Annotated in this window: 6 protein-coding genes; all 6 read right to left on the reverse strand. The window is 57.6% G+C overall.

All coding sequences use genetic code 11. The features are described from left to right. Nucleotides 1-268 precede the first annotated feature (268 nt). A complete protein-coding gene (locus tag JMV16_RS15995; RefSeq protein WP_201495304.1) occupies nucleotides 269-700 on the reverse strand; it encodes a hypothetical protein in 432 nt (143 codons plus the stop codon). Nucleotides 701-1,562: 862 nt separating this feature from the next. Continuing rightward, entirely contained in the window at nucleotides 1,563-1,934 is a 372-nt protein-coding gene (locus tag JMV16_RS16000; RefSeq protein ID WP_201495305.1) for an antibiotic biosynthesis monooxygenase family protein, read from the reverse strand. A gap of 211 nt (nucleotides 1,935-2,145) precedes the next feature. Next, nucleotides 2,146-2,772: a hypothetical protein gene (locus tag JMV16_RS16005; protein WP_201495306.1), complete on the reverse strand. Its 627-nt coding sequence runs from the start codon at nucleotides 2,770-2,772 to the stop codon at nucleotides 2,146-2,148. A 154-nt stretch (nucleotides 2,773-2,926) separates the two neighbouring features. Next, nucleotides 2,927-3,253: a hypothetical protein gene (locus JMV16_RS16010; RefSeq protein ID WP_201495307.1), complete on the reverse strand. Its 327-nt coding sequence runs from the start codon at nucleotides 3,251-3,253 to the stop codon at nucleotides 2,927-2,929. 213 nt (nucleotides 3,254-3,466) lie between these two features. After that, nucleotides 3,467-4,159: an endonuclease/exonuclease/phosphatase family protein gene (locus tag JMV16_RS16015; RefSeq protein ID WP_201495308.1), complete on the reverse strand. Its 693-nt coding sequence runs from the start codon at nucleotides 4,157-4,159 to the stop codon at nucleotides 3,467-3,469. 176 nt (nucleotides 4,160-4,335) lie between these two features. Next, nucleotides 4,336-4,695 (reverse strand): DUF1801 domain-containing protein, encoded by a 360-nt coding sequence (locus JMV16_RS16020; protein ID WP_201495309.1) that lies wholly within the window; start codon nucleotides 4,693-4,695, stop codon nucleotides 4,336-4,338. Nucleotides 4,696-6,289 lie beyond the last annotated feature (1,594 nt).

The following is a 6,289-nucleotide window of genomic DNA, read 5'->3' on the forward strand; positions in this document are numbered from 1 at the left end:
GCGGGTCTTAGCGCGAAGCCATACTCCGCCGCCAGAAACGAGAATTGCGTCGTCGCGGCTGCGACGAACTCGGTGGCATTTGGAGTGAAGTAGGTTGCTGTCATGCGCCCTAACGTTCGAGCTAAGCTGGCGCCAACGGTGGGACGCCAGGCCCGGGCCGGTGAAAATGTACCGTGTACCACCGGCCCGGGCCTGGTGGCCCGCCGTTGGTGCTCAGCTTGAGCGAGGGGTTAGGCGTCAACGGCGCTGGCGTGGTCTTCTTCAGTCCTTACTTCAGAATGTCGGTGATCTTTGCCGTGACATCGCGCGCTTTTTGACCACGATCCAGTGAGTTCTTCATGCGTTCAAGATCGTCGACTCGCGGAGCGTCCCCACTGCGGCGGGAGTTGCGTATCCGAATCGCAGCGCGCATGCCGATTCGAGTTGCAAAGACTATCAGGACTAAATTGAATAAGAAGGGAATTCCGTTCCCGACGAAGGCGCCGACTGAAGGAGGGTCGACCCATGCGACGAAGACCAACGATCCCCAAAAGATCATCTGGCTCGCAATAAATGACCTAAAGCCGAATCCGGAGGATTGATCGGTCTCTAACCCCTTGCTCATTAGAAGCAAGAGAGGAAAGAACACAGCGATTCCGACTGCGGCTGATATAGCGCTGGATATGGCTGAGATGATGATTGCCAGTACAAAATCTTCCATACGGCCTCCGACGAAAGGCTAGACTTGTAACACGCGATGCTCGTCTGAGCGCCAGTAGCACATGAGTTGCGGGCTGGTACGTACACAATGGGGATGACGCAGACTGCGGTCTCTTGACGCCTAACGTTCGAGCTAAGCGGGCGACAGCGGCAGGCCACCAAGCCCGGGCCGGTGAAAATGTACCGCGTACCACCGGCCCTGGCTTGGTGGCTTGCCGTTGGCGCTCCGCTTGAGCGAGGGGTTAGGCGTCATTGCACCAACGGCTGCAGGCGAATCATTATTGATATAAGTCATTGGTGCTACTTCCGCTTTTTCTCGCGTCTACGATGAAATTCTCGACCCATTTCCTCAAAGCCCTTTAGCTTGTTGATGCCGATGATGGTGGCACCAATGCAAAAAACAAAGAGCCTCGCTCCACCGCGTAGATAGAACGCAGAAGTTAATATAATTCCTAACCCGAGAAGAAAGCTTAGGATTGGATGCCGGTGGATCCATGAAATCATGTTGGCTCAATATTCTAAAGCGCAATCAATGCTGCATCATATTGAAGTTGCGCAGCGCTTTCTAGTTGAAGGCTAACACGTTGCAATTTGCGCGTTAATGGCCTACAAGCTGCACTTCTGTGAACAACATCGAGACTGTAGGAAGTGAATCTTGCGAGGCGTGCTACAGGGTCGATTTATGACGCCTAACGTTCGAGCTAAGCGGGACCCAACGGCGGGACGCCAGGGCCCGGACGCAGACAATGTACCGTGTACCTGCGGCCGGGCCCTGGTGGCCCGCCGTTGGGGCTCCGCTTGAGCGAGGGGTTAGGCCGCACTTGGCGCATGCTGGCGAGAGTGCTGCTCTCTAGCCACGGCGGCTATGGGCCAACGCAGAGATTCGGGACCGTGAGCCGCGTGAAGAGATGCGGTGACGCCACGGCCGAGGACGGGTAGTGGCTAAGTGCGTCCGTGAACTCTGGGTGCGTGAATGCCGCACGGAAGTGTGCGACGGACTCCCAAAGCGCGTAGTTCATGAAGACGTTGCTTCCAGCGATTCCCTGATGCAGTTGCGTAGAGATATAGCCAGGTTGCTTCTTCATCCAGTTCGCGTCCGCTTCCCACGCCTTCATCAGCGCCGGGATATCTGCCTCAGCCACATGGAATATGTTGACTAGGACGACTGGTGAGACGTCGCTATTGATCTGCTGAAAGATCGGGACGTTCTTGTCAAGTGGCTTGAGCTGAAGCACGGTGGCTCTCCTTTGGGTTGGATTCAGTTGGAGGCGGTGAGGAACTGGTTCTGTGCGGCCTAACGTTCGAGCTAACCGGCCAGCGGAGGTAGGACGCCTTGGCCCGGGCTGAGATAATGTACCGTGTACCTCAGCCCGGGCCAAGGTGGCCTGCCGTAGCTGGTCCGGTTGAGCGAGGGGTTAGGCCGCAGTGGCTCAGAGCTGCCCATAGTTAATATGAACGATTCGCGCTCTTGTAGTGGTGAAGGAGAGACCGAGGGTCAATAGAGTTTGTCTTTGCGATGAAGTCTGTGCCAACTAGCAAGGGCTCGTGCTTGGCCTTAAATTTTTCGGCTAGCTCATTTGCGCGCCCAACCATTATGGGTGGCATATATCTTTCCGGAAAACGGTAGTGTCGAATCATTCGATCCGGAAGGCCTGCATCTATAACCGTATCATCTCCGATGGTTATCCATGCATGCAAGGATTGATTATCGCCCTTAAGCGACCCCTGATATTCCATGCGAAGACTAGCGAGTGTGGCATCAAACTCCAACGTTCCATTGATATTGACTTCACCAAGCACGATGTCAACTTCCAGTCCAACGGAAGAAAGCTTCGCAAAGAGGTGACTGGTAAGCGTCTGACACTTGTCGCCCCAATAGAAAGGCACTTTTCGATAGAGTTCGGCATAAAAGTCATCATTGAGAAGCTTCTGAAGCTTCAGCAATGTTGAGTCCGAAATTCTTTTCGCTGGGTCAATTTTTGTGGCATTCGGAAAGCCCAGATTCCGCGCTTCCTGTATCGCGGCGGCGAGTTTGGCGCGATAAGTTTCGGAGTGATCTATGTTCTGCGACATACATGAATTGGGAAGGATGGGGGATTCTGCGGCCTAACGTTCGAGCTAAGCGGGCGACGACGGCAGGACGCCAGGCCCGGGCTGGCGAAAATGTACCGCGTACCGCCAGACCGGGCCTGGTGGCCTGCCGTTGGCGCTCCGCTTGAGCGAGGGGTTAGGCCGCGCTGTTGGAGGACTCTTGGTCAACCCTCACGCGCCACTCGTACAGGATGAGCCCGATAGCCGAGCCGAGTGGGTAGGTGAGTACGGCCCCCGCGAGGTATGTTCTGGCGTTCTTGCCTTCTCGCTTGGCCAGCAGCCAGACGAAGATGAAGTGCAGCACAAGCGTGACTGCTAAGGCCAGCCCTGCGAGCATGAACAAGAGAGGCTTGGGTTCTGCTACTTCTGTGGCGAGATAGATGATGGCGCCCAAAGCAACGATGCTGAGCAACAAAGTGGTTGTTGCTGCTGCTGAAGCCTTGGAAGCGGGGGTCTCGGTCATGCGAACCTCCTTGCACGGTGGATGTACCCTGAGCCGGCTTGCAGCATAGCCCGAGACGCAACGAATGGGACCGAAGCCGGGCGTTGCGCGGCCTAACGTTCGAGCTAAGCGGGCGACGACGGCAGGACGCCAAGCCCGGGCCGGTGAAAATGTACCGCGTACCACCGGCCCGGGCTTGGTGGCCTGCCGTTGGCGCTCCGCTTGAGCGAGGGGTTAGGCCTCAACCGCAACCTCTACGAATAGGGGCCTATGATCGCTGCGCTCGCGCCAAGCCTCAAAGTCGCCTACTTCAACGCGCGAGACCTTGGTAGCCCAAGTCCGAGGCATGAAGCAGTAGTCGATGTGAAACGGCTTCGCCTCGTTCCATTGGTAGTAGAAGGTTGGTTGCTTCTCGGAACCATGTTCCTCTTCAAGGTGATGGTGATACGCGCTGACTAGGCCATGTCGCTCCAACCGCCGCAGCATTGCAGAGTGGTTGACGTCTTTCGGATGGTCCGTGTCCCAGATTGCGTTCGAATTGAAGTCACCCATCAAAACCGTCTGGCCGGCAGCGAAGAGATCATCGTACATGTCGATTGCTACTGACGCAGCGCGCACGTATCGATGGGGCTGCGCGCCAAGGGTCCATACGGCAAAAAGCGTGAAGTTGGTAGGGCCGTTCACTTTGATCGGTACAAAGTACTTCGGAGCGTTGGGAAGCTCAATGAGTGGCTCAATCGTGTACGGGTCTTTGGCGATGATGGCAACGCCCTGATTCTCGTTCTCGCCAAACCACAGTACGTTGCTCAGCTTTTCGCGCGGCTTCGCAATCTCCTGTATCACGGCGATGTCCGCATTGTGGGCTGCGAGGTGTGCAGACTTGCTCAGGTATTGGCCTTTGCAGGCATTCCAGGTGACGAGGCGCATTTGGGTGTTGGGGTTGAATTTCAGCTGGGATAGCAACTTGAGTCGACTTTGAGGCCTAACGTTCGAGCTAAGCGGGCGCCAACGGCAGGACGCCAGGGCCCGGACTAAGAAAATGTACCGCGTACCTCAGGCCGGGCCCTGGTGGCCTGCCGTTGGTGCTCCGCTTGAGCGAGGGGTTAGGCCCCACTCGCGGCCTGGTGTGCAAGGGAAAGATACTCCGCAAGCTTCTTGCCTTTGAGTTCCGCTACTGACTTGAGCTTCAAGTGACGGCGACCTTTACCTGCGCCTTCAAGAAGACCAATGTCGTCTTTGATCTTGGCTCCGCTGCCAAACTCGACGGAGACATGTTCCTTGTAGGCGAATACGCCACAGAACTGAACTCCTGAGGAGAACAGGATGCCTCCGTATTTGACCTCTTCGGACGTGGACTTGAATGTCTTCTTGACCAGGGCGCGCACGGCTTCGACTATCTCGTAGTTTGTCTCGCTGACAAGTCGGACGTCTTCGACCAACGACTGGACTGACTTTGTGGCCATTTGAGATGAGGTCCTTGGAGAAGTGCGGGACGGGCGACCGCGTGGTTTTTGTGGGGCCTAACGTGGGAGCTAAGCTGGCACCGACGGTGAAACGCCAGGCCCCGGCCACAGAAAATGTACAGCGTACCTGTGGCCGGGGCCTGGTGTTTTGCCGTTGGTGCTCAGCTTGAGCGACGTGTTAGGCCACGCTTTTGATGGCCACTGATGCGCGCCTTGCCTTGAGCTGACTTGGCGGCACTGTTGCGACGACCAGCTTCTGCATGGCCCTTGCGCCCTGCACAAGGACGCCAACGAGCTTGAACTACGACTGCTGGCTAGGCTGGGTGATTTTCCTCGGTGGTGCGCTGGCGCGGCGTAGGTGGCGACGCCAAAGAGCTGGTCGCTTAGATTTTCGGCGTAGTTGTGGACGTCGGGGCTGATTTTCACTTGTGATGTGGGCGTCAGCGTAAATACTCGTGAAGCTTGGAGACGAGGCCTTTGCTCGCGGAATTTGGTCGCTTTCTGAGCCACAGTGATGCTGATGAGGGGATGCATTTAGTGCGGCTGGCGGATCTCGTGAAAGCTGCCGAGGTGAGTGTATTTGCGTGGCCTAACGTGTTTTAGACAGCATAGCGCCCCTGGTGCCTATGGCAAGAACTGGGTGCATGCACCCGGATATTGCCATAGGTGCCAATGCGGGTTGACCCTTAGTGGCATGCACTTCAGTGCAGGGGCAAGGGCTGCTTGGCTGTTGAAAATGGTGGTGCGCCACAACCGGTTCCTGTGAGGCCTAACGTTCGAGGTAACGCGTGACCGGCGGTGGGGTGCTTGGCCCGCGATGCTGATGATGCAGCACACGGCATCGCGGGCCAAGTGCCCCGCCGCTGGGCCTCGCGTTGACCGAGGTGTTAGGCCCCGCTGCGCGCGACCGCTCGCGTTGCATAGGGTTCGACACGCCACTGTGGCTACGAGAGGTTGACCTGTGCAAGTGCAGTGCCTGCCTTGCCCTCGGTGTGCCGCGGGATCGCGGGAAGCGACCGCGCCCATTGCTTGGCTGTGGAACCGTGGACTGGCAGTGGCCCGACCGAGTTGTTCCTTTGTCTCGTCCGTGGGCCACGGCAAGAAGCGGAGCGAGGCAAGCTTGACCGGCTTTGGCACTGGCGAAGCCGGTGCCTGAGTTGTGTTTTGCCGTGCCCTCAGGCGCGGCCCGGTCTTTCGCTGTTCTCGGGCTTTTCCGAGCGGCCAACACTGCCGGAAGTCGCCGACTTCCCGGCGCTACCAGCCGAAGGCGCGAACAGGCTCGCATGAATGCCTTTGCGGGGCCTAACGTTCGAGCTAAGCGGGAGCCAGCGGCAGGACGCCAGGGCCCGGGCTGTGAAAATGCACCATGTGCCACAGGCCGGGCCCTGGTGGCCTGCCGTTGGCGCTCCGCTTGAGCGAGGGGTTAGGCTTCACTTACGTGCCCACGCTGAATGGCAGCTTCTGGATCGTAAGCGCACAGCGATCCCATCTTGAACTGAGCCCTGGCACCGATAACGATCGTGTCCACGCCGGACTTACGTGGACACGATGACAAGCGACAAGACAACGACTCGACGGCGCTACAGCGCGGACT

It is taken from the genome of Rubrivivax sp. A210 (genome assembly GCF_904426505.1).
Taxonomy (GTDB): Bacteria; Pseudomonadota; Gammaproteobacteria; order Burkholderiales; family Burkholderiaceae_C; genus Rubrivivax.